Here is a 23,471-nt window from a genome sequence, read left to right as displayed (position 1 = left end):
CTCTATCGTGGTGAAAATCCATACCGTGTGCCCGTACCACGGGTGCCAGCGGTAGAGAACCTCCTTTGATTCGCCGATATGGGCGTTGTGTTGACGGCTTGTACAACCAGAGACGGCCTCATTCGAGTCTGGAAGACCGCACGCCGGATGAGGCATACTTCGCAACACTGCCTGCGATCAAATTGGCAGCATGACTGCCCCGGACGTTCCACTTAAAAATATCGAGAACCTGTCCGAACAAGCGAGGCCACCTCTATACGGACGCACGCAGCACGGTCGAGCTGAGCCTTACCGCCGCCGACAACGAGTTGCAGGGAACGCAGACTATTCCGCGCTCATTTATCGGCAATCCTCGCCAGGCGTACACCTACGCCGACGTGAATCAGAATCGCGCGATCATGCTGAATCTCTCGGGCAAGCATGATTTGAGCGATGCGTTGCAGTTTTCAGGCAATGTGTACTACCGGCACTACGACAACGATAACGTCAGCAGCAACGTCAACGCAGATTACGGGTCCATCGATCCCGCTACGGGTTCTGTCGATAATGTACCCGCGCTGAACAGGCATTCTGTGATCGCGCAGGACAGTTATGGTTTTGCATTGCAGCTGAGCGTTGCCGGCAAAGTGGCGGGGAAGGACAATCAGTTGATGGCAGGTGTCAGCGGCGATTTTGCCCGCGCTCGCTTCACGCAATACGCGCAGGACGCGCAGTTCACCGCGGATCGACAAACCGTCGGAACCGACGGCTACACATTGCAAACCGACGCGGCGACGCGCAACAGCAATCTCGGCGTGTAAGTGAGCGACACCTTTCATTGACCCGCACGCTTTCGCTGACGGCCTCCGCACGTTATAACCACGCCAGCGTCGATATAGAGGATCGTAGCGGCATGCAGCCTTTGCTGAATGGTTCGCACAGCTTTTCACGGGTCAATCCTGCACTGGGCGTAACCTATAATCCAGTTTCCTGGCTGACGGCTTATGCAAACTACAGCGAAGGCATGCGCGTGCCGACCGCCATTGAGCTGGCCTGCGCCGACACGGCCGCGCCTTGCTCGCTTCCCAACGATTTCATTGCCGACCCCGCGCTGAAACCAGTCATATCTCGCACTTTCGAAGCGGGTGCACGTGGAACACTGTCCCCGGCGTTTCATTGGGGTGCAGCGTTGTTTCGCACGGACCTGCACGATGACCTCGCGTTTGTCAGCAGCAATGGGGCGTCGACCTCGACCGGATACCAGCCAGGTCGCGGTGCAGGGCATCGATACGGTGGAGGGACACCGCGCCTCCAAGCTCAAGCTGACGATGAAAGATCACACCGAGCGCCATGTGTGGGTCGACGCGACGAATTTTCTCGAACTGAAAATGGATGGCGACCCGCGCAAGCTCGACGGGCGCATGCACAACGTCGCCGTCTACTTCCGCGACTACCACGCGGAAAGCGGCCTGGTCGTGCCGCATATGCTCGAGACGGTGGTCGCGGGTGTGAAGCAGACCCATCAGATGACGGTTCAGCACGTGACGGTGAATCAGAACGTCGACGATTCGCTGTTCGCCAAGCCACGACTGGCCATGGTCAAGGTGCCGGCTCAATAGCGGCGGCAGCACACGGGGAGAAGGTCATGAAACGGATCGCTTTGTGGGCGCTCGCGGCGAGCGTCGGCGCATTCGCGTTGGCGCAAACGCCGGCCGCGACGGCGGACGCCAGTCTCGGCACGGACGAGGTCGTCGCGAGGAACGCCGAGGCGCGCGGCGGCGCGGATGCCTGGCGCAAGGTCACGTCGATGGTGTGGGTCGGGCACGTGGATAGTCCGAATGCGCCCGCGCCGGATCTGCCGTTCGAGCTCGCGCTGAAACGTCCCGACCGGACTCGCTTCGAGACCACGGCGGCCAACCAGATGATCGTGCACGTGTTCGACGGCAAGGACGGCTGGAAGGTGCGTCCGTCGGGAGGCGGCGGCCCCGATGTGCGTCCCTACACGAGCAATGAAGTGAAGTTCGCGCGCGACGAGCAGGTCATCGACGGACCTTTGCTGGATCACGCGGCGAAGGGCATCAGCGTCGCACTCGAAGGCACCGACAAGGTCGAGGGACGGGATGCCTATCGTCTGTTGCTGCGCCTGCCCTCCGGTGCGACGCGCCACGTGTGGGTCGACGCGCAGAATTTCCTCGACGTGAAGTACGACCGCGAGGCGCGCGGCCCGTCAGGCCGGCCCGCGACGATCGAGGTGATGTATCGCGACTTCAGGGAAGTGGATGGCGTGCGAATACCGTTCGTCATCGAAAGCGGCGCCGTCGGCATGGATAAGAAAGACCGGCTGGTGATCGACAATGTCACGCTCAATCCGCCGCTCGACAGTTTCACGTTCGCCAACCCGGTTTCGCAGGGTCGGCGCGCATCCGTCAAGATCGGCGCCGATGCATCGCCGGCAAGCGGCGCGCCGGTCCGGCCGGTTCGCTAGTCATGCACACGGCCGGGTTCGTTGCCGTGGCATGCACGCGCGCTTGCCGTGCTGCTGTTGATCGGCGTGCAGCAAGCGAGCGGCGCGCCTCCCATCGATGCCGGAGAGTCGATCTACCAGCGCGGCATTGCAGGCTCCGGAGAAGCGGTTGAAGCGACCCACGATGGCGGCGTGCGCATGCAAGGCGCCGCCGTGGCATGCATGAATTGCCACCGGCGCAGCGGGCTCGGCGCGCGCGAAGGCACCAGCACGATTCCGCCGATCAGCGGGCAGTATCTGTTCCACCCGCGCATCCAGAATCCCGAGGAGCTGGACATACCCTACGTCGACGGCATGCGGGCCAATCGCGAGCCGTACACCGACGCGACGATCGCCCGCGCGATCCGTGAAGGCGTCGACTCCGAAGGCAAGCCACTCAGCTATTTGATGCCGCAGTTCACGCTGAACGACGCGGACATGGCGGCGTTGATCGGCTATCTGAAGCGCCCGACCGGCGCAGGGCGCCGGACGTCACGGACACCGTGCTGCACTTCGCGACGATCATCACACCAGATGCGGACCCGGTAAAACGGCGCGGCATGCTCGACGTGCTGGAACACTATTTCGCCGACAAGAACGCCTCGCCGCTCGGCGCAACGCCGCCGCTGCACACCTCGCGCAAGATGATGTTCATGGTCAACCGACGCTGGGAATTGCACGTGTGGGAACTGCACCGCGCGCCCGAGACCTGGCACGAGCAGTTGAAAGCGTATCTGGCGCAGCAGCCCGTATTCGCGGTCTTGTCGGGGACTCGGTGGCAAGAACTGGGCGCCGGTTCACGACTTCTGCGAGCAGGAAGCGGCGCCGTGCCTCTTTCCCAACGTCGACGTGCCGGTCGAAACGGGACCGCGACTTTTACTCGATGTATTTCTCGAAGGGTGTCCTGCTCGAGGCGGGACTAATCGCGAGGCGCATCCTCGACGCGAATAGCGGCTCACTGGCCGGCATGGTGAAAACCGTACGCCAGGTGTATCGCGCGGGCGACAGCGGCGAGGCGGCTGCGCAAGCGCTCGCGAACGCTCTGAAAGGCTATGGCGTGAGCGTGTCGAGCCGCGTGCTCGCGCCGGGCGATAGCGTCGCCGAAGCGCTTCGCAGCGCGCGTGGAACGGATGCGCTGGTGCTGTGGCTGCGGCCACCCGATATCGCGGCGGTCGCCGGCAAGCCGCCCGCCTCGACCCAGGTCTTCGTGTCGGGACTGATGGACGGTCTGGACCGCATACCGTTGCCGCCGAGGTGGCGCGACGCCGCGCGTATTGCTTATCCGGTCGATCTGCCCGAGGGACGGCGCGTGCGTGTCGACTACGCGTTCGGCTGGTTCGCCATCAGGCATATTCCGGTCGTCGACGAGCGCGTTCAGGCGGATACCTATCTCGCGTGTGGGCTGCTCGCGGAGACGCTCAGTCATATGGTCAATGCGTTCGTCAGAGACTACCTGGTAGAACGAATCGACGAGATGCTCGACCATCGGATTCTGACAGGCTACTATCCGCGCCTGACGCTCGCGCCGGGTCAGCGCTTTGCTTCGAAAGGTGGCTATCTCGTTCGCTTTGCGCAACCCGAGGACGCGCGTGTCGTTGCCGATGGCGCATGGATAGTGCCATAGCGGTTGGGCGCGGCGGCATAGCGGCGCCGCCGGAACGGGCGCCCGCTAACCAGTGGCCGTCAGCAGGCGCCGGTAGCGGGCCAGCACGCGCGGCACGTACTGACGTGTTTCGGATATCGAAGGAATTCGATATCCGGCCCGAATCACCGCGTTCTCGCCCGCGTTGTACGCGGCCAGCGCAAGTTCCATGTCGTCCTTGAAGAGATCGAGCAGGAAGCGAAGATAGCGTGCGCCTGCCAGCACGTTATCGCGCGGATTGAACATGTTGCCATCGGAAAAGCGCCGCGCGGTGTCGGGCATCAACTGCATGAGACCCTGGGCGCCTTTATCCGATACGGCGTTCGGATTATAGCGCGACTCGACGTCGATCACCGCGCGCAGCAGTTCGGGCGCCACGCGAAAAGTGCGGCTTGCTTCTTCGATTACGTCTGCGAAGCGGGCGATCTCGATCGTGGCGCTGAATGCGTTGTTCGCACGTTTCGCATTTCGCTCAGGCGGCGGGTCTCCCGCAACGATCACGGTGAGTCCCGCCTTGCCGGGTGTATTGGTCAGGACGATCGCCCCATGGCTGTCGACCGCGCCAAAGATCTCCGCATGCGCGAGCCCAGTCGATGTCATTCCGAGCGTCATCATGACCGCCCGAAACGTATTCGCCGACAGGAAAGAAGGGCGCCTGCGCATGTTCGAAATCCCTCCGCGTCGTCATTGTGAGTGGCGCAAAAGGACCTGAGCAATGGGGCACTCTCCTACTTTTGGAGGTGCGCTGTGGAGGGCTTTCACTGTGTGTGCAAAAACGTTACATCTGTAATGCATTGTCACAGTCGTCGGGTTGGTCTGCTGCTCGCAAGCTGCTTCAAAGGAAGAAAATAATTTCGGTTGGCACTGCAAGGTAGGAGTTACTGCCTCGCATTTCGCGTGCGCGGGGAGAAGCGTACCGCCTTCTATTATTACCGATGTCCGAGTCAGCACTGAAACTTATCATTTTTGGAACGTTTTTCGCCAAATTAAGTAATTCAATTTAACGTTTCGACGTGCATACCGAATCTGGATGCGGTGCTCCAATTGCCGGCGCGAATCTTGCGAAATAAGGTCGCGCGGGCGACCGGTTGGCTGGTCGAAAGACTATGTTATGTTCAAGAAAGAAATATATAAAGAATTAGAAAGACATATTTGAAAGATAAAATGGCCTGCCAAAGGCCCTTCCGGTTGATTAATCAACCGGCCATGCTCGAACGAGGAGTGGCATCGTGAATATCAAATATCGCGTGCTGGTTGTCGAAGACCATGATCTGCTGCGCAACGGATTGTGTTCGATGCTCTCGGCACAAGGCGAATACCACGTTGTCGGGGCGGCGACGGACGGCAAGGAGGCCTGCCAGCTCGCCATGACGCTCAACCCTGATCTCATCCTGATGGACTTGTCGATGCGCGGCATGAACGGCATCGACGCGAGCGCGGCGATCAAGCGCCGTTCGCCGCTCGTGCGTATCGTGGCGCTCACCGTGCATCAAAACGAAGAGTACGTGCGCGAAGCGCTTCGCGCAGGCGTCGACGGCTATGTGCTGAAAGATGTTTCGTTCGACGAACTGATGGTCGCGATGCGCACGGTGATGCAGGGAAAAAAGCATCTGAGCGCCGACGTGTACGGCTACATGGTTGACTCGTTCATTACCGGCCGCGAAGCAATGGCGCCGAAGAGGGCATGGGACATTCTCACGGCACGCGAGCGCAGTGTGCTGAAGCTGATTGCTGAAGGGCGCACCAACCGGCAGGTAGGACAGTATCTGAACCTCAGCCCGAAGACGATCGAGAAGTATCGCGCCAGCGTGATGCACAAGCTCGCCATCGAGAATCTGACGGAACTCGTGCTGGTCGCCATCAGCATGGGGCTGTTGACGTCGCTTGCGACCAAATGCGCGGAGCGCGGTCCCGACGACACGCGAGCCCGTCTGCCGGTGGCGAATCCGGAGCCGCCAGCGGAACCCGGCGATATCGTTGAGCTGTCGGTGTCGAGGCTCAGTGGTTCGGCTGCCGAATGAGGGCAGCGCTCGCAGGTGAGCCGGCGGTGTCCTTCAAAGCGTCCAACTCGCCGATACGAGTGTGCCGCTGGTGTCGGAAGAGTGAACCGCGAGAAAACCGCCTTGCGATTCGACACGGTGTTGCATGCCGGCGAGGCCGAGGCCCGTCGAACCGATGTCTTCCGACGAGAGGGGCCGCGTGTCGTAGCCGGTGCCGTTGTCCTGAATCGTGAGCAACACGCCGGTGTCGATCCGTCGCAGGGCGAGCCTGATCTCGGTTGCCGCCGCGTGCTTGACGATGTTGTTGAGCGCTTCCTGGGCGACGCGGAAAATGTCCGCCTTCAGATAATCGGGCACATCGCGGTCGTCGACTTCGCAGCGGAAGTTCACCGCGAGGCCTTCGGCACTGCGCTCGACGCGCCGGCACAGCGTGCTCAATGCGGCGGCGAGACCCAGCCGCTCGAGTGCTAGCGGACGCAGTTCGCCGCATATCTGCCGCATCTCGCCGATCGTCTCGCGGATTTGCAGGACAGTGGCGTCGAGCTTTTGCGCGCCGTCTTCGGCTTGTCCGCGGCGCAGGCGCATGCGGGCGTCCTCGACCATCAGCTTAATCAGCGTGAGCGCCTGGCCGAGACCGTCGTGCAGATCAGCGGCGAGGCGCTGACGCTCGCGTTGCTGACCGATCATCAGATACTTCAGCCGATCGCGGGCCACCGCTTCGGATAGATGGGCGCCATCCGCAGGCGGGGCATCGGCTGCAAGAGGTTCCTCGAAGAGGGCCAGTTGCGCGGCTTGCCCATCGTGCTGTTCCTGCTGCGCCTGGTTGGCCGCGATTGGTTGGCGGTGCAGTACAAGCAAGGTTGGACGGCCGTTGTGCGCGGTCAGCATCGTGGTGATCGGAGCAAACTCGCGAGCGGGATCGGCCGATAGTTGAGCCGCGAGCGACGCGCGTTCGCGCTCGGCCGCCATGTCCAGCAGCCGAAGGCCGACGAGTTCGGCGCTCGTGTAACCGAGCAACTCCGCGGCGCTGCGGTTCGACGACAGGAACACTCCATCCGGCGACAGGATCGCGAGCGCGGCGCCGCGCGCGTCACTGACGTTGCCCGGGTGCGCTTCGCCGAGTCGGGCCGCGATCCCAAGCTTGCGCATCGCATCAACAAGGTCGCGCAACTTCAGTTGTCGTGCCGAGGGCTGACGTGCTTGCATGGGATTCCCCAGCGAGTTGGCTTAAGGAAACCTTAAGCATTGTTTCGATTGTACGCCTGCGCACGTCACTCTGCCAACGGGGCAACTACGAACGTCACGCGGGGGACACCCCGCTGCGGACGGGGTGAATGTTTACTCTGGTAGACATACCCTACCGCGCTTTGGGGGGCTTTATCCAATGACGTGCGCGGGCGGATTCATGAGACTGAAGTGATGGGCTGGGCGCGCGCGGCTGCGCTTCTTGCAGCGCGCCTCTGCCATTCTCATGTCTCTGGAGATCGCGATGAAGATGAACCGCACATGGATGATCGGCGCGCTCGTGCTGAGCGGCGCGGGGGTGACGGGCCTCGGCGCCGTGGCCGCGACTGCCGAAGACGTCGCCAATGGCGCCGCCAACGAGGCGCACCATCACGAGATGATGGACATGCAGCCGGCGCCTGCGGGGAAGATGGCCGATGAGATGGCTCACGGCGCCGCGATGCACATGCATCACCATGAAATGACCACGGGCACGATGCGCTCGACCGTGGAATACACGCTGCCCGCGGTGACGCTGGTTCGCGACGACGGCAAGGCTGTTTCGCTCTCCGACGAGCTGAACGACGGCCGCCCGGTCATCCTCACGTTCATCTACACGACCTGCACGACGATATGCCCGATGGTCAGTCAGACCTTCGAGGAATTGCAAGCCAGGCTCGGCGCTGACCGTGACAAGGTTCATCTCGTGTCGATTTCGATCGATCCCGAAGAGGACACGGCAGCCCGCCTGAAGGCCTACGCCGCCCGCTTCGACGCCGGCCCCGAGTGGCAGCACTACACCGGCACCGTCGAGGCGAGCGTCGCGGCTCAACGCGCCTTCAACGTCTATCGCGGCGACAAGATGAATCACACCGCGGTAGTCTTTTTCCGCGCGGCGCCCGGCAACTCGTGGCTGCGTCTCGACGGTCTCGCGACGCCGGCTGAACTGTTGAGCGCCTACCACGAAGTCGTCGCCTCGAACTAGTAGCGGGGATTCCGCCGGGAGCGAGCAAAGTGGCGACGACTTATCGCGTACTGATCGCAGAGGACCAGCATCTTCTGCGCGGCGGGCTCTGCACGATGGTATCTTCCCTGCCTGATTACATCATCGCCGGCGAGGCGACCGACGGACTCGAGGTGTGCAGTCTCGCCTGTGTCATCAGGCCCGATCTGATCCTGATGGATCTCTCGATGCCGTGCATGAGCGGCATCGAGGCCATCGCCGTGATCAAGTACCGGACACCGCAGGTGCGGATCATCGCACTGACGATCCACAGCAGCGAAGAGCACGTGCACGAGGCCATCGCGGCGGGTGCCGACGGCTACGTGATCAAGGACGCTTCGTTCGAAGAACTCGTCTGTGAAATGCGCCTTGTGATGCAAGGCAAACGCAACCCCGCGTTCGAACAGCACGCCGATCACGGCGTGTCGTCCGATCCGCTGCCCGGCGTTTCGCGCCACGCGCAGTTATGGCACGCCTTGACCGCTCGCGAACGCGCGGTGCTGAGGCTTGTCGCGGAAGGCCGCACTAATCGCCAGGTCGGCGAATATCTGCAACTCAGCCCGAAAACCATCGAAAAGCACCGCGCGAGCCTGATGCGCAAGCTCGACGTGAAGAACGTCACCGGCCTCGTGCTGATCGCGCTCGACATGGGCGTGCTGCCACTGTCGAGCCCGGCGCGCGCGCTCGATCGCTTTCTGTGAACGACCCGGGAACTGGAGGGTCTTTACCCATCCCTTTGGTCGGGTCTCCCTACTTCTTGCCGATGCCCACCTGAACAAGAATGCATAAAACGGCTTCGGTGGTATCGGGCCGGTGGGTCGACAGAAGGGGAGCGACGTGCGCAACGAATTGTTCTCGATCGGGGCCGCCATGCGCAGCAGCGCGACGTGCCGTATACGCGTTGACCACGCGCGTCGGCGCAACGGCGGTTTCACGCTGCTCGAACTGCTCGTGGTCATGGTCATCATCGGCTTGCTCGCGGGGCTGGTGGCACCACGCTATTTCGAGCAGGTCGGCAAGTCGAACACCAAGATCGCGCGGGCCCAGATCGACTCGTTGAGCAAGGCGCTCGATCAATACCGGCTCGACATGGGCGCCTATCCGACGACCGAGGAAGGCCTTCAGGCGCTGATGACCAAACCTCAGGACGCGACGCACTGGAGCGGCCCGTATCTGCAGAAAGCGGTGCCGCCGGATCCGTGGGATCGCCAGTACCAGTACCGCTCGCCTGGCGAGCACGGCGACTACGACCTGTTCTCGCTCGGTAAGGACAACCAGGTTGGCGGCACGGGTGAGAACTCGGACATCACGTCCTGGTAGTGCGGCTGTCAGCGAGGAGAATCGACGTGAAGTTCCTGCTGCGCGTCTTCGATACCAGCGGTTCAGTGCAGACGCTTCGCCTCGACTGCGATTCGTCCGCGGCTGGTACGGCGCTCGCGCGCGCAAGGGGTTTGCGCGTGGTGTCGGTACGTGCGGATGCGCGAGGTCAGCACCGGCTTCGCTGGTCGGCGATGCCGGGCGCGAGATTCAACGTCGAGCTGTTCGCGCGCGAACTCGCGGCATTGCTCGATGCCGGCGTCGGCGTGGTCGACGCATTGCGCACGCTCAGTGGCAATGAGCGCCGCGAGGCGTCGGCCGAGGTATATCGCGATCTGCTGCGGCAGCTCGAAGAAGGACAGTCGCTGTCCGCCGCGCTCGAGCACGCAAGCCGCGTGTTTCCCCCGGTCCTCGTGGCGTGCGTGAAAGCGAGTGAACAGACAGGCGGTCTTGCCGACAGCCTGACACGTTACTCACGCAACAGTGCGCTGCTTCACGAACTGCGCGGCCGCGTGGTGTCGGTCGCGATCTATCCATCCGTGCTGCTGCTAGTGGGTGCGGCCGTCGTGCTGTTTCTGCTGGGTTTCGTCGTGCCACGCTTTGCCACCCTGCTCGAGCATAGCGGACGCGAGCTGCCGCTGCTCTCGCAATTGTTGATGGCCTGGGGCGGCATGGTGCATGCCCACGGAATGGCGCTCACCGTTGGCCTCGCCGTGCTGACGGTGACGGTCGGCGTCGTGCTGCGCCGGGCGGCGGTGCGCAACTGGATCGCGGACCGCCTGCTCGCGTTGCCGGGTATTGGTCTGCACTTCCGCGTGTTTCGCCAGTCGCAGTTCTTTCGCACTACTGCGATGCTGGTCGACGGCGGCATTCCCGCGGTGCGTGCCTTTACGTGGTGATCGGCGGGATCGTCGTGTTGATGTACATGCCGATCTTCGAAATTGCGTCGAGCATCCAGTAGGGCGGCCTTGGAGAAAACCCATGGATACGATCAGCGCGGCACCGCAGACTCCGGGCTTTGAATCGCGCGACTCGCTGCGCGCGCTTGGCGAGTGGCATGGCTCGGGCATTCGCGCGCTGGAAGAGTTGATGACGCAGGCGTCGCTAAGCGCCGACGAGATGGTGGTGCGGCTCGCCGGGCAGTTCCGCATGAAATCGATCGGCATACAGGAGTTGAACCGGGCTCGAAGCGGATTTCGACGTGCTGCCGTTCGTCGAAGCCACCACCCGCTTGTACGTGTGCTTTCGCCAGCCGGATCAAAACGGCGCGCTGCTCTTCGTGATCGCCGATCCGCTCGACGCCCGCACGCGCGGCATAGTGGAGCACCGGATGCGTTCGCGGCCCACTTTGCCGTATAGCTGGGCGCTCGCGAGCGTTGGCGACCTCACCGCGTGGCTCGCCGTGCGCGAAAAAGACGTGCGCGCGATGGATTCGCTCGCCTTCGACGATCAGGTGCAGCGCACCGCCGATAGCTCTTCTCTCGCGCTGACATTGCAGGGCATCAGCAGCGACGACAGCACCGTGGTGCGCCTGCTCAACTCCACCATCTACGACGCGCTGAAGATCAACTGGTTGCGCGTTTTCGAGGGCCGTGGAGTTTGTCTGCAAGCCACGCCAGGACTGGAACTTCCATAACGGATGCGGGAACCGGGTAAAGTCCGGATTTCGGAATGGTCCGGATGGCTGGAAGTCAATGCTGGCAAGCGATACCTGCGAGATTGAGCGAGCAGCAGTTTGAGGAATTCGTCTTGCCGCACCTGACGGTGGGTAAGTGGGGACCGGCGCCGAAACTGGGGCTGTACAAGCTGTTTGGCTATGTACTGCAACTGCTGTATAGGGGCTGCCAATGGAAGATACTGTTCATCGAGCGGGACGCCAGTGGACGCCCTGAAATTCATCACACGCGCATCTATCGCACGCTGCGGCGCTGGCAGGCCGATGGTTGCATCGATGCGATCTTTGCCGGCTCGGTGAGCCGGCTTCATGAGGATGAACTTCTTGAGCTCGATGTGATTCATGGTGACGGCACAACGACGGCCGCGAAAAAAGGCGGGGACAACCTCGGCTACAGCGGGCACAAGCATATGAAGGGCGACAAGGTGGTGGCCTTTTGCGATCGGCGCTGTAACGTGATCGCGCCAATTATATCCGTGCCGGGTAACCGAAACGAATCACCGCTGTTGGCAACGCTTTGTCCGGACTTACCCAGATGGCCCATGCCATCGGGATGGACCTGCAAGGCGCAACCGTCAGCCTGGACGGCGTCTACGACTGCCGGGCCAGCCGCAAGGCGATCTTCAACTGGGGCATGAACCCCAATATCCCCGAGAATGTTCGCGGCCGAAAGACGTCGAAGCGCGGTCGCAAGCGCCGCTTCGATCCGGCGATCTTTGAAGAGCGCTTTCGCACCATTGAGCGCATGTTCGCCTGGGAGGATAAATTTTGCCGTCTGCTGCTGCGCTTCGACCGCATCAGTGATGTGCACTACGCCTTCAAGACGCTCGCCTATACGATGATCAACCTGCGCCACTACTGCTGAGCGTCAGGCCAGGGCATGCAGTTCATTGATGGCGCGCCGCGCCACGAACAGGCACGTCATCTCAATTTGTATTCCTGAAGATATTACTCTGCTCACCAACCCGATAGTCGCCATTTCCCGCAACTATCCATCCTGCTTCGCAGGCCCCTGAATGTTATCGCCATTCGGGAAGCCGAACAGTCACGAAACTAGCAACCAGTTGTACCTGTATGGGGCGGCCACCGATCCGTTCAATTTGACATAAAAGAGATGACCAATCTCCGGTTTTATATGTAGATATCCTAAGTTAATCCGTGTGCAAACTGGAGCGTCGTATCCAATAGAAGGCCTGGATGTCCGCGGATCTTTGTCGCGCAACCCGAAAATGTATAGGCGCTGCCCGCGATTAGCCTCATGCCCACGTATGCCTGGCCGTAGAGCGTTAACTGGCGGTAGCGCGTCGCCCCATGCAACGCTCAGCGGCACGCGTGATGCGTCGAAGACTCCTTATCTGATTTCCTCCCGAGGCGCCTTGGCGTTTGTTATTTCCGCCCGTACCCAACCAGGCCGTCTGGTTTGTGCGCAAACTAACAGTCCGGCGCGGAAACGTTCCTGCCCAGCTTCGCCATGACGCCGCCAACAGGAAGATGGGTCACGGGCGCCGTGCACCATGAGAGCGGAAGCATGCAGCGACGCTTTCCATAGGTCACTCGCGCGACTTCACTGTGCGGCCGGCAACATGGGGGCGTCCTTATCGCAGTGAGGGTCCGCCGTGCGTCCTTCTACCGCCCGCACACGGAGCGCGAATCTGGGCGTCACCTGAGCACCGCGTCGCGTGCATTCGCCTGCCGTCCGTTGATCAGCGACGCTCAAAGTCGGTCGGTGTCAGTTCAAGCGTTGCCATCGGATGGGCGAGCAGCTTCCGTTCGGCGATGGCCCGGATGCGGCTGTAACCGTCACGAAACGCCTTCAGGATCCGCGCGTCGCTGGCCTGGGATTCAAGCCAGAAATACATTTCCAGCGCCCGGATCGTGATCACGCATTCAACCTTGCTGTTGCGATGGGCGAGGCTGAACGCCACGCCGCTGCGATTTGCAAGCACCTGCGGATCAAGGTCGAGGATTTCCATGGGCTGTGACGCTTTATATTGCTTTGGATGGATTTTTGCACAGGCGAAGCAGTTTGAATATGGGGCGTTCCATGGCCGACGCCCTCCCTGACGAAACCCGTCTCGCCGCTGAAATCGACCGCCTGAAGGCCGAAATCCCGAAGACCCGCGAGCTGTACCGCGAGGTCTGCGCGCTACTGTTCTTCCGCTTCGGGATCACGCCGACCGCGAACCGGCTTTACCAGCTGGTGAGGCTGGGCAGCATGAGCACGCCGACCCAGGTGCTCGGTGAATTCTGGGCCGAACTGCGAAAAGAGCCGGGTGCGCATCGACCACCCCGACCTGCCCGCCGACCTGGGGCCGGCTGCCGGCGAACTGGTCGCGGCGCTCTGGACCCGCGCAACCGCCGCTGCCGAAGCCGCGCTCGACGCGCTGCGCGACGAAGTCGAGGCGCAACGCGTTGAGGCGCAACGGTCGGTCGTTGCTGCCCGCGACGAACTGGGTCGCACCGAGACCGCGCTCGAACAGCGCACGGCGGCGCTCCTTGCCGCGCAGGTCGAGGGGCGCGAACTGGAAAAGGCGCAGGCCGAGGGCCACGCGGCGCGGCAGGCGTGCGAGGCCGAGGTCGTCCGGCTCAAGGCCGAGGCGCGCGTGCGCGACCGTGAACTGGACAAGGTGCGCGAAGGTTTCTCGCGGGATCTCGAGAAGCTGCGCGAGAGCGCGGAACGCGCCGAAGAGCGCCTGCGAGCGTCGGAAAAGCGCGCGCTGCTGGAGATCGACCGCGAGCGGGGTGCGGCCGCGAAGCTGCAGAAGGAGCTCGATGCCGCCGTCAAGCGGGCCGACAGTCGCGGGGCGGACCATTACCGGGCGGTCGAGGCGCTGCAGGCGCAGCTCGGGGACGTGCGTCACCAGGCGGGCGTGCTGCAGGGACGGCTCGATGCCGTGCTGGCCACGAATGTCACGCTGCAGCAACAGCTGGCGGCACTGCGGCAGGCGGATACACGCGACGCCCGCCCAGCCCGCGCGAAGTCCGCCTCCACTGCGGCGCGGCCGGTGGCGACACGCCCTTCACGCGCGCCGCGTGTCGCGCCCGCGCCAGCCAGCCAGACCGTAGTGCACCGCAAGCGGGGAAAGAGGGATGGAAAATAGAACCCGCCCGCGCAGGAGACGGAAGGCCCCGGTCTGTCCGCCGATCGGCGCGCTGATGCGCTATGGCGAGCGGACCGTGCGCGTGATCGCCGAAGCGAGCGGCCAGCGCGTGATCATCGAGTCGGTGCACGAAGACGGCAGCACCTTCCGCAGCACCGTGAAGTGGGCTAATCTGGCCGCTCTTCACGATCAGCTCTTCTGAGCGGGATGAACATGCAGCAGCCCACCATTCAGCAGCTCGACATCTTCGCCGACAGCCGTGACGTGATGTTGCGCAACGACGTGCTGGAGCCGTTGCAGCGGCGGGATGTGGCGGCCGCGCGAACGGCACTGGCGCAGCTCGCCGGCGAATACCCGGACGATGGCGCGCTGCCCGCGATGACCGTGCTGGTTCGTGAGCTGGAACGCGGATCCCCCACGCCCTTTTCTGATCACGAGTCGCTGGCCAGCGCACGCCGGCATCTCGAGGACGAGGTCGTACTTGCCGCCCGGCGGGTGCTGCCCGCGCAGAATGTCCAGTCGTGGCTCACGCCGTGCTGGCGAGCGCTCGCCCAGCGGGCTGAATCGCTACCGTTTCGTACCGCCGACGCAGACAGTCACGCCGTGCCGCTGTGGCTTCTGGCGGGCGACGGGGCGGCTGCGATTGAAGCAGTCGAAGCCATGGAGTCCTGGTCGCGCATCCCGGCACCCTTCGCGTGGATGACGGAGGCGCGCTACCGGGCTGATGGTCTGGATGCCGCGTGGCCACTGCTCGCTGGACTGGCGTGGCTCGCGCCCGCACGGTGCGCGGCGTTGCTGCCCGGACTGGGCGACGCGTCGCTCGACGCGCTACGCCGGCGCTTCGATGCGGAGTTCCCCGGCACCGGCGAGTTCGACGACTATTCCTGGTTCCCGGCCTGGCTGCTGGTGGTCAAGCCGGCGCTCGCAGGCCGGCTGGGTGACGCCCGGACGCACGTGAGGTTGCGGCATCGCGGGCCACGGTCCTGCTGGGCGAGATCCTGCGCCGGGAGCATGACGGCGACCAGCACGAACTCGTCAGTCTGCGTCAGGCGCTCAGTCGCCTGCATGCCGGCCTGTTCGACCTGTACATGGCCACACGGAAAGTGCAGCACCGGTGAGTATGACGATCGGCGGCCGCGATTACCGCTGATGCCGTAGTCGCATCGGCCAGTCGCGCGGAGGCACGGAGGCGACATGACATTGAAAGCGCAGTGGTACCGGGACAGGCTCACGAAAAAAAGCCGCAAGGGCTTCTGCGGCTATCCGGTCGCAACGGTGGCCTTTTATGGGCCCGATGACAGGCGGGCGACGAAGGTTGCCGTCGGCATCGTCGCGTACGAAGGCGCGGATGCTGATCCTGTTGAGCGGTGGTTCTGTGAAACGTCCGATGCGAGAACCGATCCGGAAATCACCGAAGCAGTCGTCCGGTTCATTGAACAGCATGGTGCGCGTTCGGTCGCAGCGGTCGATCGCATCATCGGGTGCCCGCATGAGGAAGGCATCGACTATCCGGACGGCGAAACCTGTCCGCGGTGTCCGTTCTGGAGCGACCGTGACCGGTGGAGCGGCGGGTTGATCAGGTGAGGCCGGTTGGGTGCTCTCGCGACTGTGCACGGGGCAGTCGGCGTTGAAGCTGGGTGACGCTATTTCATGTGCGGAAGACCTTCAATATGTCCAATATGCGGGACGACCCGGATTGCTCCGCTCCCGAGCCTGCTTCTATCATCAACTCCCCGCTGCCAATCGCAGCCAAACGCGCCATCGGTAATGCGTCGCCGACAGCGACCTTAGCCGGGCAGGCACGGCCCGCAGGCCAGTAGCCGGCGCAATCCCCTACGGCACCTACTCGAACGACCAGGAGACAGGAATGCTCAGCGCCCATGAATTTGCGACATTGATGCTCGTCAGGGACTCGGCCGACCATATTGCCGAGCGGCAGGAACTTGACACGTTGCTCGAACGCCAGCTCGTCGCCATGGGGCAGCTTGCCGGCGGTACGGTGCGGCCTCGAATTACACAGGACGGAGATTCCCTTCTTCGGGCCTTCGCACGCCGTCACTGAGATGTCGCACCCTATGAGCCCGCAAGCCAATATGATGCAGGCTTGAGCGTTGTTCCGGATACTTGCCGCGGCCCAACTTCGAGGGCCGCCCGATCTGCACTGAGACAGCGCGAGCATGACGCCGTTTATGCGCCGAAGTTTACGACCGGGCTGACGACCGCGGCGGCTCGCGTCTGCTGCCAGGCGGGTCCGTACACGGCAACATGGCACGTCAGGCTGTTCGCCTCTTCGTCGCTGCATGCTAGCCGGGAAAGTGGGCGGACCAAACGCGGCTCGAGCACACGTCCGGGCGCGCCATACCGTCGACGCCTTACCTGGCGCTCGTCGCTTTCTCCGAACCATTACCTGTCTGGGCTGTCCCGATCGGCGGCACGGCGTCGTTCATTGACGGCAGCGTCTCCTTCGGCGCTGCCGCGGCGGCGACGGCGTCCGGCTGGGCGGAGTCGGCCTTCAGGTAGTGGTCGACTAGCGCAAAGAAACGCTGATAGAAAACGCCGGCAGGAATCGTCTCGCTCGCAACTTTCACCATCGAGTCATCGCTTGAGCCGATCGGCAGCGACAGCGATCCGAACACGCTCAGTCCGACGCTCGCCGACGTGTTGCTCTTCTTCAGCGCATAGCGATCCTGCACTGCGTTCACGTACGCGATACTGCTGTTGCTTTTGGGGTCGTCGGTTGTACAGACCACATGGATTTCAATCACCGCGTGCGTATCGCCGGTAGGCTGGAAATTTTTCGAGCCGTCGACCGAATCGGGCCTCGTCGAACTGGCGATATATCCCTGGCTGAGCAACGCACGGCGGGCGGCTTCGCAGGCGAGCTCTGCCTTCCCGGCGAAATTGTGCATATAAGGGCTATCGCCTGCGTCGAACTGTTCTTGCTGGTAAAGCGGCTTCGGTGTCGAGCACGCAGACAGTGCGCTCGCAAGCGCAAGCACAAAAGCCGCGGAGGAAAAGCGGAACGGGGTATGCATGGCTGAATAGGTTGGACCGGCTCGAGCGGAGAAGGGGGCCGGCGCCAGATGGTCACGACACCCAATGCTCTTGCGCTGCATGAGAGGGACACATCATGCGGCCGATCCGGAAGTGAATGGGCCGGGCCATTATAGTTTTCTTTCCCTACAACAACCTTCGACGTTCTCGTGAGCGCAGATCCGTTACGTCGTACGGCGGATGTGGCAAGCTGATATGAGAGGACGGCCTTCTCAAGTTGGTCGAGGAAAGGTGAAATTTTTGACAAAGAGTAGGATTGCAAATCAAAAAATGCGGACGCTAGATTTTGCCATTGTCCATTGACGCCGGGCCGCCAGGCGATCCTTCAATTCTGCCCGGTGTCGACCTGCATTCATCAGACGTCGAGGCAGCGCGAAGTGCTGCCGGATCAGGCCGAAGCATGAGAGGAACCCCCGTGTGCGATGTTGCGCAGCGTAGTCAACTCGGGCAGCCTTTCGGAACTTGCGGACGGGATGTTTCAGGAGGCTGGGTGAACGTGGGGGCCTGCTGCTATTTCAACGCACGGCATGGCAGATGACATCCGCCGTCACGCACCAAGCCTACATTGCGTTCGCCCGAGAGCTGTGCGATGCGGTAGGGGCGGGATAAATAGTCAAGCTGGCTCTGCGACCGCGGCTGACCTCAGTGGCTAATCCGCTGAGAATGCGGCAACCACACGGGAAGCAGGAGAATGGAGCGAGGAAAAATAAAGAAGAATGAGGCTCTAGATAAACCGGGCCCCGAAGAAAATGAACCAAGAAAAGTTGGTTCCACGCAGTGAGTTTCACACTGTCAGTTTTTGACGACTTTCAGATCGCCGATGACAGCGATCGCCGGTGCATGGGAAAGGAGTGTTCGCGCTGCGGACGCTGAAAGCGGGGGAGCGCGTGTTGGAATACAGGGGTGAGGTGATTTCCTGGCGACGGGCCGCCCGCGCAGCACCGGCGAGACGGCATCGAGGGACACACGTTCTTTTTCGGGCTGGAGGACGGCCGGGTGATCGACGGCAGCCGCGGGGGCAACAGCGCGCGCTGGCTGATCACTGCTGCTCGGCGAACTGCGAGGCAGTTGAGGAGGCGGGGCGCGTGTTCAACCACGCGATCCGGGACATTACGGCTGGCGGCGAACTCTTTATCGATTACCGACTGGAGACGGACGAGCCACTTGATGGTGACCTGTGTCGGTACTACGCGTGCCTGTGCGGTGGTGCCGCCGCACCATGCTCGGGCCCGGGAAGCGAGCGTTACCCGGGACGGGCCGGGTCATGCCGACGCTGGCAAAGTCCCGGAGCACAGCTCGTCCGGAGTGGAGCGCAAACGGCTGGCCCCTGAACCGGCCCGGGATTTCCGGAGGCTCCACTTCTTGAGAAAATGGAGCTATGGAAAACACCAAGAAGAAGTCCCCAAGGTACTCGCCGGAAGTTCGTGAGCGGGCTGTGCGAATGGTGCTGGAACACCAGGGCGACCGCGAATCGCAATGGAAAGTGATCGCGTCGATCGCAGCGAAATTTGGCTGCTCGGGTGAAACGCTGCGTAGCTGGGTGCGCAAGGAAGAGCGGGATCGGGGTTTGCGCCCGGGCACAAGCACGCAGGAGCAGGATCGGCTCAAGGAACTGGAGCGGGAGAACCGTGAGCTGCGCCAGGTTAATGAAATCCTGCGCAAGGCGTCAGCATATTTCGCACAGGCGGAGCTCGACCGCCGACCGAAGTGATGATCACGTTCATCGATGATCACCGGCACGTCTACGGGGTCGAGCCGATCTGCAGGGTGCTGCCAATTGCCCCGTCGACACGTACTACACGCATGTGGCCCGCCGCGTCAATCCAGGCCTGGTGCCGCCGCGGGCCCAGCGCGACAGGATGCTCAAGGATGAGATCCGGCGCGTGTGGGAAGAAAATTTCCAGGTGTATGGCGCAGACAAGGTCTGGACGCAATTGAAGCGGGAAGGCATTGTCGCGGCGCGCTGCACGGTCGAGCGGCTGATGAAGCAGATGGGCCTGCGCGGTGTGGTGCGGGGCAAGACGGTACGCACGACAGTGAGCGATGGTTCGACGCCGTGCCCGAAGGATCTCGTGAACCGGCAATTCACCGCCGAACGGCCCAATGCGCTGTGGGTGTCAGATTTTACCTATGTATCGAGCTGGCAGGGCTTCGTCTATGTCGCGTTCATCATTGACGTGTTCGCCCGACGCATTGTCGGCTGGCGTGTGTCGAGCTCGGCGCGCACGGACTTCGTTCTGGACGCACTGGAGCAGGCCTTGTACGAGCGACAGCCGGCGCAGCAGGACGGGTTGATACATCACAGCGACCGCGGCGTGCAATACGTATCGATCCGCTATACGGATCGGCTGGTCGAGGCTGGCATTGAGCCGTCAGTGGGCAGCGTGGGCGACTCCTACGATAACGCACTGGCGGAAACGATCAACGGCTTGTACAAGGCAGAGGTGATCCATCGCCTCGGACCATGGCGCAATCCGCAGGCCGTTGAAATTGCGACGCTCGAATGGGTCGACTGGTTCAACAATCGTCGGCTCTTCGGCTCTTCGGCCCCATCGGCAACATTCCACCTGCTGAGGCAGAAGCCGCTTATTATTCAAAACTCGCTGGGTCCGCCATCGCGGCGTGACTCAAGCAAAACAGCCTCCGGGAAACCCCTCAGGATTACCCATAAGTCGCTCGCGACTGTGCGATTGAAGGGCGATGGCTTGTAAACGGTGACGACCGATGTTAACTTTGATCCGGTTCGTGATCTGTGATGTCGGGCATTGTCGGACACATCTGACCTTGATGATTGGGCAAATGAAGAGTTTGGCGCCGCCGAGCTCGGCGACGCTCGCCTGACCAGACGGCTCGTGACGCTGGCACGCAAGCTTTCGTTGGGCCCACATTGCTCTTTTCCGCAGTCGTTCAATGGTTCGGAGCTGAAGGCGGCATATCGTTTTTTCGACAACCCGCACGTGGATGTCGATGGCGTGCTGGGTGGGCACATCGGTCAAACGCTGTGTCGGATGCAACAGGTGCCAGTCGTCCTTGCTGTTCAGGACACCACCGAGTTCAATTTGTCTCATCTGCGGGCAACCGAAGGTCTGGGATATGGCTCCGATCCACATGTGCGTGGTTTCCTGATACACAGTCTGCTTGCGCTCACGCCAGAGGGGCTGCCACTCGGGGTGATCGGGATGAAGACCTGGATACGCAGGCACGAGGAGTTGGGCAAGAAACATCTGCGTGGGCAACGAACCGTACAACAGAAAGAGAGCGCGAAATGGCTCGAAGGCATCGAGCAACTGGGCGTACTCAAGACGCACTGTCCGTGCACGCATGTCATCGGCGTGAGCGACCGTGAAGGCGATGTCTATGACGTGTTCCTGGCGCAGCGGCCTGCCGGTGTCGACTGGTTGGTGCGCGCGTCGTGGAACCGACGCGTTGCTCACCCCGATCGATATTTGTGGGAAACCGTGCTGGCCTCGCCAGTGCTTGGAGAGGCGCAACTGCAGGTGCCTGCACGCGAAAACCGCCAGGCACGCACCGCACGGCTGGTTGTGCGCTGCATGCCCGTACGCCTTCGTCCGCCGCAAAATCGTCGTCGCGAGAAGCTTCCCGAAATTGAAGTGTTTGCAATTCATGCACAGGAAACGAACTTGGACGAAGGAGCAGAGCCATTGGAATGGCTTCTACTGACTTCGGTGCCTACGCAAACACACGCAGAGGCCCTCGAGCGTCTTGCATGGTATGCGCGCCGATGGACGATTGAATCGTGGCATCGTGTGCTTAAAAGTGGCTGTCGCATTGAAGCCCGCCAATTTGGCAATCTCGATCGATTCGTCCGCGCCACCGCATTGTTCGCCGTCGTAAGCTGGAGGATCCTGTACTCCATGTTGCTTGCCAGGCTTGATGGCAACCTGCCATGCGAAGTATTGCTGCAGCCAATCGAGTGGCGAGCCCTCTACTGTCGTACGCATGGCAGTACCGAAATACCTGATAAACCGCCGTCACTCGCGCAGGTCATCTTGTGGATCGCCAGACTCGGCGGATATCTCGCTCGAAAGCATGATCGTCCACCTGGTCCTACCGTCATCTGGCGTGGATTTCTTGTCCTGCACGAAATCACGATGATGTACCGAATATTCAGGCAAAACGAATAGCACCATCACATTACTTGTGGGTAATCCTGAGGGGAAACCCGGGGCGGTTCACCCTGTCGCTTGCGCTGCCGGAATTGCCCGCAATGGGTGGACAGTCAACAAGGCAGGTGTCTGGCTGTGCTTCAAGGCCTGCGGTGCAACCAGTCCCGCATCGGATGGGTGTCCAGCCAGCGGAGTTGCCGGCTCCTGTGATGTTCACGTCGGTAGTGCTCCGTCACGAGGATGGCAGCCATGATCAGAACGATCACTCCCAGCATGATTCCCGAAATTGATTCGGCCATGGCGGCCTCCTGTCGAGTCGCAAACATGCTTCCAGTTTAGGTGATGCGCCGGCGCGTCGGGTACTCAACCTGTTCCTTCTTGCTGCCGCCTCCTGCCGCCTTGCGCAGCCCAAACCGGGAAGGATGCGAAGAGGCTGCCACGAGCATGGGCGCGTTGATGACCCGGGTTTAGCGCTGCTTGTCCTACTCGGCAAACGGGGGCGCTACCAGGGGCAGCCTGGTCTGCCGAACGGTGATCTTGTCATCATCGCCGATCGGTTCCACATGGCATCCTCCTCGACCGACCACATTCGGCTTCGCTCGTTACGCAGACTGAAATCTGGATGTTCGAGTATCGATTCGACCCTGACATGTGCGTTCGACGCTCTCATAAGGGCGAATTCCTGCCGTCCCGATGGCAGATCCACGTGTGACCTCATAGGACCTCCGGCGCAAAGCCGCAAACGATTTGCCCGGCGCCATTACGTGCCGCCGCATCGCCAAGACGCCCGATGCGGTTAGCGATGTCACGACGGACTGCAGGAGGAAAGCCTCAACGTTCCAGGTCCGCGCTCCTGCAAAAGCTCGCCTTACCGGTTCATTTAATACCGGATGACGCAACTAACCGTCATGTTCGCCTGGTCCGCCCCTCCAACGTCGAGACCGTTTCGCAATGACGGAGCCGCACACACCGACTTTTACCGCAGTGCCGCGACAGCGCTGCTGGCCGCCGGACGATTTTCCGTCTGTCACGCTCCGGCAGCCCGCGCTGGCCGGGAAAACGGAGGGGGCGGGCGCTACCTTGGGCACGTGCGTGCGCGTTTGCGTTCGGACCGCCCGTTGCCGTACGTTGCGGGTCTGGCCAACAACAACCGATCGAACATGAATAAACAGGAACTGATTGACGCGGTCGCAGCCCGCACCGGCGACACCAGGGCCGCCACCGGCGAAGTCATCGATGCAGTGCCAGGCGCCATCACGCGCGCGGTGACCGCTGGCGACACCGTGCAACTGGTCGGTTTCGGCTCGTTCCCGACGGGACAGCGTGCGGCACGCACCGGCCGCAATCTGTCGACGGGCGCTGAAATCCAGGTTGCCGCGGCAAAGACGGTGAAGTTCACTGCCGGCAAGGCGTTCAAAGACGCGGTGAACGCACGGTGACGAAGACCGGCATCGCACCGGCCATCTACGCGGGCCTGCAGCGTGAAATCGCCGACGTAGTGGAGTCCCCGCGCGCGGCCGCCGCCCGCAGCGTCAACGCGTTGATGACGGCGACCTACCGGGAGATAGGCCGGCGCATCGTGGAGTTCGAGCAAGGCGGCGAACTCGGCTAGGCCAGCGGGTCGGTGGCACCCGGTCAACTGTCTCAGCTCGACCCGTTGCCGTCATTCGGGTAGTCGCGCCGGCAACGGCCGTTCTCAAAGTCCAACGGCCATTCGTTCTCTCGCGGTCGCCTGCCGCTTGTCGGCCGATGCCGCCGGTTATGCGCAACCCGATACCTCGAAGCGGTCGTTGAGTCTTCCGCGCACGACCGCTCGTGTCCAACAGATGCATCGGCGCGCCAGCCT

General features: G+C 62.2%; 19 protein-coding genes, 8 pseudogenes and 1 other annotated feature. Of the genes and pseudogenes, 22 read left to right on the top strand and 5 right to left on the bottom strand.

Going from position 1 to position 23,471, the window contains the following annotated elements:
* The first annotated feature begins 398 nt into the window (after positions 1-398).
* The 5 genes and pseudogenes from OKW41_RS23275 to OKW41_RS23255 all read left to right on the top strand — a co-directional run bounded on the left by OKW41_RS23275 (position 399) and on the right by OKW41_RS23255 (position 4,106).
* Complete coding sequence (locus OKW41_RS23275) at positions 399-800, top strand: hypothetical protein (protein WP_429574086.1); 402 nt, start codon at positions 399-401, stop codon at positions 798-800.
* Between the two features lie 17 nt (positions 801-817).
* Positions 818-1,186: pseudogene (locus tag OKW41_RS23270) on the top strand (TonB-dependent receptor domain-containing protein); the annotation flags it as partial.
* A gap of 55 nt (positions 1,187-1,241) precedes the next feature.
* Positions 1,242-1,598, top strand: a pseudogene (locus tag OKW41_RS23265) (outer membrane lipoprotein-sorting protein); the annotation flags it as partial.
* Between the two features lie 26 nt (positions 1,599-1,624).
* On the top strand, positions 1,625-2,464 hold the full coding sequence (locus OKW41_RS23260) for a hypothetical protein (RefSeq protein ID WP_429574368.1): 840 nt from the start codon (positions 1,625-1,627) through the stop codon (positions 2,462-2,464).
* A 48-nt stretch (positions 2,465-2,512) separates the two neighbouring features.
* Positions 2,513-4,106: pseudogene (locus OKW41_RS23255) on the top strand (c-type cytochrome).
* 45 nt (positions 4,107-4,151) lie between these two features.
* Here the strand turns inward: OKW41_RS23255 and OKW41_RS23250 are convergent.
* Positions 4,152-4,787, bottom strand: a complete 636-nt coding sequence (locus OKW41_RS23250) for a lytic transglycosylase domain-containing protein (RefSeq protein WP_429574085.1) — start codon at positions 4,785-4,787, stop codon at positions 4,152-4,154.
* Between the two features lie 566 nt (positions 4,788-5,353).
* Between OKW41_RS23250 and OKW41_RS23245 the strand changes: the two genes are divergently transcribed.
* Positions 5,354-6,145 (top strand): response regulator, encoded by a 792-nt coding sequence (locus OKW41_RS23245; RefSeq protein ID WP_429574084.1) that lies wholly within the window; start codon positions 5,354-5,356, stop codon positions 6,143-6,145.
* 33 nt (positions 6,146-6,178) lie between these two features.
* Here OKW41_RS23245 and OKW41_RS23240 read toward each other — a convergent pair whose 3' ends face one another.
* A complete protein-coding gene (locus OKW41_RS23240; protein ID WP_429574083.1) occupies positions 6,179-7,330 on the bottom strand; it encodes a histidine kinase in 1,152 nt (383 codons plus the stop codon).
* A 424-nt stretch (positions 7,331-7,754) separates the two neighbouring features.
* Between OKW41_RS23240 and OKW41_RS23235 the strand changes: the two genes are divergently transcribed.
* The 6 genes and pseudogenes from OKW41_RS23235 to OKW41_RS23210 all read left to right on the top strand — a co-directional run bounded on the left by OKW41_RS23235 (position 7,755) and on the right by OKW41_RS23210 (position 12,208).
* Entirely contained in the window at positions 7,755-8,333 is a 579-nt protein-coding gene (locus OKW41_RS23235) for an SCO family protein (RefSeq protein ID WP_429574367.1), read from the top strand.
* A 29-nt stretch (positions 8,334-8,362) separates the two neighbouring features.
* Positions 8,363-9,052, top strand: coding sequence for a response regulator (locus tag OKW41_RS23230; protein WP_429574082.1), 690 nt, complete (start codon positions 8,363-8,365; stop codon positions 9,050-9,052).
* A gap of 169 nt (positions 9,053-9,221) precedes the next feature.
* Positions 9,222-9,671 (top strand): type II secretion system major pseudopilin GspG, encoded by a 450-nt coding sequence (gene gspG / locus OKW41_RS23225; protein ID WP_429574366.1) that lies wholly within the window; start codon positions 9,222-9,224, stop codon positions 9,669-9,671.
* 26 nt (positions 9,672-9,697) lie between these two features.
* A pseudogene (locus OKW41_RS23220) lies at positions 9,698-10,558 on the top strand (type II secretion system F family protein); the annotation flags it as partial.
* A gap of 91 nt (positions 10,559-10,649) precedes the next feature.
* Positions 10,650-11,235 (top strand): annotated as a pseudogene (locus OKW41_RS23215) (GspE/PulE family protein); the annotation flags it as partial.
* Positions 11,236-11,878: 643 nt separating this feature from the next.
* Positions 11,879-12,208, top strand: a complete 330-nt coding sequence (locus OKW41_RS23210) for a hypothetical protein (protein ID WP_429574081.1) — start codon at positions 11,879-11,881, stop codon at positions 12,206-12,208.
* An 838-nt stretch (positions 12,209-13,046) separates the two neighbouring features.
* Here OKW41_RS23210 and OKW41_RS23205 read toward each other — a convergent pair.
* Entirely contained in the window at positions 13,047-13,316 is a 270-nt protein-coding gene (locus OKW41_RS23205) for a DUF1488 family protein (protein ID WP_429574080.1), read from the bottom strand.
* Positions 13,317-13,387: 71 nt separating this feature from the next.
* On the opposite strand from OKW41_RS23205, the pseudogene OKW41_RS23200 reads away from it, so the two are divergent.
* The 5 genes and pseudogenes from OKW41_RS23200 (at position 13,388) to OKW41_RS23180 (ending at position 16,506) form a co-directional block, all read left to right on the top strand.
* A pseudogene (locus OKW41_RS23200) lies at positions 13,388-14,444 on the top strand (DNA-binding protein).
* Complete coding sequence (locus tag OKW41_RS23195; protein ID WP_429573883.1) at positions 14,434-14,646, top strand: hypothetical protein; 213 nt, start codon at positions 14,434-14,436, stop codon at positions 14,644-14,646. Before OKW41_RS23200 ends, OKW41_RS23195 begins: the two are co-directional and overlap by 11 nt.
* Positions 14,647-14,651: 5 nt before the next feature.
* Positions 14,652-15,602 (top strand): hypothetical protein, encoded by a 951-nt coding sequence (locus OKW41_RS23190; protein WP_429574079.1) that lies wholly within the window; start codon positions 14,652-14,654, stop codon positions 15,600-15,602.
* Positions 15,603-15,638: 36 nt separating this feature from the next.
* The gene (locus tag OKW41_RS23185; RefSeq protein ID WP_429574078.1) at positions 15,639-16,028 is read left to right on the top strand and encodes a hypothetical protein; all 390 of its coding nucleotides are present in this window, start codon (positions 15,639-15,641) and stop codon (positions 16,026-16,028) included.
* 283 nt (positions 16,029-16,311) lie between these two features.
* Entirely contained in the window at positions 16,312-16,506 is a 195-nt protein-coding gene (locus OKW41_RS23180) for a hypothetical protein (protein ID WP_429574077.1), read from the top strand.
* 367 nt (positions 16,507-16,873) lie between these two features.
* Here OKW41_RS23180 and OKW41_RS23175 read toward each other — a convergent pair.
* Positions 16,874-17,479: pseudogene (locus OKW41_RS23175) on the bottom strand (DUF2242 domain-containing protein); the annotation flags it as partial.
* 906 nt (positions 17,480-18,385) lie between these two features.
* On the opposite strand from OKW41_RS23175, the gene OKW41_RS23170 reads away from it, so the two are divergent.
* The 3 genes and pseudogenes from OKW41_RS23170 (at position 18,386) to OKW41_RS23160 (ending at position 21,643) form a co-directional block, all read left to right on the top strand.
* The gene (locus tag OKW41_RS23170) at positions 18,386-18,829 is read left to right on the top strand and encodes an SET domain-containing protein-lysine N-methyltransferase (RefSeq protein ID WP_429574365.1); all 444 of its coding nucleotides are present in this window, start codon (positions 18,386-18,388) and stop codon (positions 18,827-18,829) included.
* Between the two features lie 47 nt (positions 18,830-18,876).
* Positions 18,877-20,124: pseudogene (locus tag OKW41_RS23165) on the top strand (IS3 family transposase).
* Positions 19,167-19,283 (top strand) — a sequence feature (AL1L pseudoknot). It overlaps the preceding pseudogene by 117 nt.
* A 139-nt stretch (positions 20,125-20,263) precedes the next feature.
* Positions 20,264-21,643, top strand: coding sequence for an IS4 family transposase (locus tag OKW41_RS23160; protein WP_429443705.1), 1,380 nt, complete (start codon positions 20,264-20,266; stop codon positions 21,641-21,643).
* Positions 21,644-21,765: 122 nt separating this feature from the next.
* Here OKW41_RS23160 and OKW41_RS23155 read toward each other — a convergent pair whose 3' ends face one another.
* Positions 21,766-21,924 carry a hypothetical protein gene (locus OKW41_RS23155; RefSeq protein WP_167368858.1) on the bottom strand — a complete coding sequence of 53 codons (159 nt, stop codon included), beginning with the start codon at positions 21,922-21,924 and terminating at the stop codon, positions 21,766-21,768.
* An 861-nt stretch (positions 21,925-22,785) separates the two neighbouring features.
* Between OKW41_RS23155 and OKW41_RS23150 the strand changes: the two genes are divergently transcribed.
* A complete protein-coding gene (locus OKW41_RS23150) occupies positions 22,786-23,064 on the top strand; it encodes an HU family DNA-binding protein (RefSeq protein ID WP_090812434.1) in 279 nt (92 codons plus the stop codon).
* Positions 23,061-23,237 (top strand): DUF1016 N-terminal domain-containing protein, encoded by a 177-nt coding sequence (locus tag OKW41_RS23145; protein WP_429574396.1) that lies wholly within the window; start codon positions 23,061-23,063, stop codon positions 23,235-23,237. Before OKW41_RS23150 ends, OKW41_RS23145 begins: the two co-directional genes overlap by 4 nt.
* The last annotated feature ends 234 nt before the right edge of the window (positions 23,238-23,471 follow it).

Origin of the sequence: Paraburkholderia sp. UCT70, assembly GCF_050434085.1 — a bacterium.
GTDB lineage: Bacteria > Pseudomonadota > Gammaproteobacteria > Burkholderiales > Burkholderiaceae > Paraburkholderia > Paraburkholderia tuberum.
The sequence above is the reverse complement of the archived record's forward strand: the minus strand, read 5'-3'. Positions and strand labels throughout refer to the sequence as shown.

Coding starts and splice junctions, on each gene's coding strand:
- OKW41_RS23185 (WP_429574078.1), top strand. CDS start 15,639: ATGACATTGAAAGCGCAGTGGTACCGGGACAGGCTCACGAAAAAAAGC.
- OKW41_RS23250 (WP_429574085.1), bottom strand. CDS start 4,787: ATGCGCAGGCGCCCTTCTTTCCTGTCGGCGAATACGTTTCGGGCGGTC.
- OKW41_RS23275 (WP_429574086.1), top strand. CDS start 399: ATGCTGAATCTCTCGGGCAAGCATGATTTGAGCGATGCGTTGCAGTTT.
- OKW41_RS23205 (WP_429574080.1), bottom strand. CDS start 13,316: ATGGAAATCCTCGACCTTGATCCGCAGGTGCTTGCAAATCGCAGCGGC.
- OKW41_RS23240 (WP_429574083.1), bottom strand. CDS start 7,330: ATGCAAGCACGTCAGCCCTCGGCACGACAACTGAAGTTGCGCGACCTT.
- OKW41_RS23210 (WP_429574081.1), top strand. CDS start 11,879: ATGGCCCATGCCATCGGGATGGACCTGCAAGGCGCAACCGTCAGCCTG.
- OKW41_RS23190 (WP_429574079.1), top strand. CDS start 14,652: ATGAACATGCAGCAGCCCACCATTCAGCAGCTCGACATCTTCGCCGAC.
- OKW41_RS23150 (WP_090812434.1), top strand. CDS start 22,786: ATGAATAAACAGGAACTGATTGACGCGGTCGCAGCCCGCACCGGCGAC.
- OKW41_RS23195 (WP_429573883.1), top strand. CDS start 14,434: ATGGAAAATAGAACCCGCCCGCGCAGGAGACGGAAGGCCCCGGTCTGT.
- OKW41_RS23235 (WP_429574367.1), top strand. CDS start 7,755: ATGCAGCCGGCGCCTGCGGGGAAGATGGCCGATGAGATGGCTCACGGC.
- OKW41_RS23180 (WP_429574077.1), top strand. CDS start 16,312: ATGCTCAGCGCCCATGAATTTGCGACATTGATGCTCGTCAGGGACTCG.
- OKW41_RS23260 (WP_429574368.1), top strand. CDS start 1,625: ATGAAACGGATCGCTTTGTGGGCGCTCGCGGCGAGCGTCGGCGCATTC.
- OKW41_RS23155 (WP_167368858.1), bottom strand. CDS start 21,924: ATGGCCGAATCAATTTCGGGAATCATGCTGGGAGTGATCGTTCTGATC.
- gspG (WP_429574366.1), top strand. CDS start 9,222: ATGCGCAGCAGCGCGACGTGCCGTATACGCGTTGACCACGCGCGTCGG.